2 protein-coding genes are annotated in these 1,577 nt (G+C 34.7%); both read left to right on the forward strand.

The window, feature by feature from the left end:
• Positions 1–454: class I tRNA ligase family protein (locus tag AC06OU_RS14745; protein ID WP_475856777.1), on the forward strand; the 454-nt coding region annotated here is incomplete at its 5' end.
• Positions 455–899: 445 nt separating this feature from the next.
• Positions 900–1,373, forward strand: coding sequence for a hypothetical protein (locus AC06OU_RS14750; RefSeq protein ID WP_475856779.1), 474 nt, complete (start codon positions 900–902; stop codon positions 1,371–1,373).
• Positions 1,374–1,577 lie beyond the last annotated feature (204 nt).

Raw genomic sequence — 1,577 nt, forward strand, 5'->3', positions numbered from 1 at the left:
CATTGAAAAGTCCTTTGAAGGAACAATTCCTGATCGAGCAATTCATGAAAAAATAGAAGAAACCACTATAAATTTATATACAGCGGTGGGGCAATTGGTCGAGGCAGGCCAGTTCAAATTAGCAATAGATTCTATCTTTTCATATATTCGTGAAGCGAACAGATTCTTTGACGTGGAGAAGCCGTGGATACAAGTAAAGGAAGATAGGGATAGCTGCCTGGATACTCTGGCAAGTTGCGTATATATCATTGGAAATGTTGCTCAAATATTATCACCGTTCCTTCCTTTCTCAAGTGAGGAAGTACGAAAAATATTAAAATTAGAAGAATTTCATTGGAAGCCAATAAAAGTGAAAGTAGATAACATAAGCAATATACAACCACTATTTGCAAGAATAGATCCTAGTACAATCCAAGAGGAAATTGATTATCTGGAAAAACAATTGAAGAATTGAGATATACTAGAAGAAAAGGTTTATATCATATAAGATAACCTCAATATTTTTATATGGATATTTATGTTGAAATAAAAGGCTATATTAAAGGCTAGGGTTGATATATGATGTGTTCTAAGTCGGCAAGTAGAATTGATTTCCGCGCCAACCGGACGCTTTCCGTGGGGTGAGCGATAAGCCATCACCCATCGCTTGCGCGCGTGGTTGTGATGTCTTATCTGTCTCACTCATCCCACAGGAGTCGCCGTCTGGCGCTCCAATCAATAAATGGAGACCGGCTTTATTTCTATTTACTCACTCCTATAAACAAAGCCGTAAAAATGACTCCAACACACTTCAATAGTCATTTAAATTGTAAAGTCGGAATCATAAGAAATGTTTAGTTATAATCAACCAATAACTTTAGTAGTTGTTGTTTCCATTTCCTTAAAATAGGGAGGTTAATATGAAGAAACCAGGATTAATTCTGTTGTTTTTATTAGTCATACTGATGCTAGTAGGGTGTAACTACGTAGAAGAAAAGAAAGCTGAAAATATTATCCAAAATTATTATCAAGCTATAAAAGATGAGGATTATGAAGAAGCGTTTAAACAATTACATTTATATGATACAGAAGAAAGTAAGTTGGCTGGTAAAACTGACTTATCCGAACAGGAAGCAAAAGCTATATATTTAGAAAAAATCAATCTCTTGGAAGAACAAAAGTATAAACTGAAAGACTTTGAAATTGTAGAGATCGAATACGAAGACGGGCACTCATTCTGGCATCATATCAAGCTTGAAGTAGAGCAGGCTGGAGAAAAAAGTGAATGGAATGAAGTTGCTTACATTGTTAAAGGAAAGTTATTGATCGGTGAAAAAGATGACCCATATGCAAAGTATCGAGATGGGAAGATGTTTTTTGAAGAAGAGAAATAACCTGTTGGAAAAACATATTCCAGCTAAGTTAAATGATGATACTCTATTTATATCTTGAATCTGAATTCTTATTTAGTAAGTCCTTTTACTTGAATAAGACGGCTTTGAAATTAAAATGAAAATAGATATAACTAGGAGGTATTCATATGTATCGCAAAACAGCAGATTTTATAGAAGAATGGGCGATGTCAGCTGATGGTACAG

Source organism: Psychrobacillus sp. (assembly GCF_056205495.1).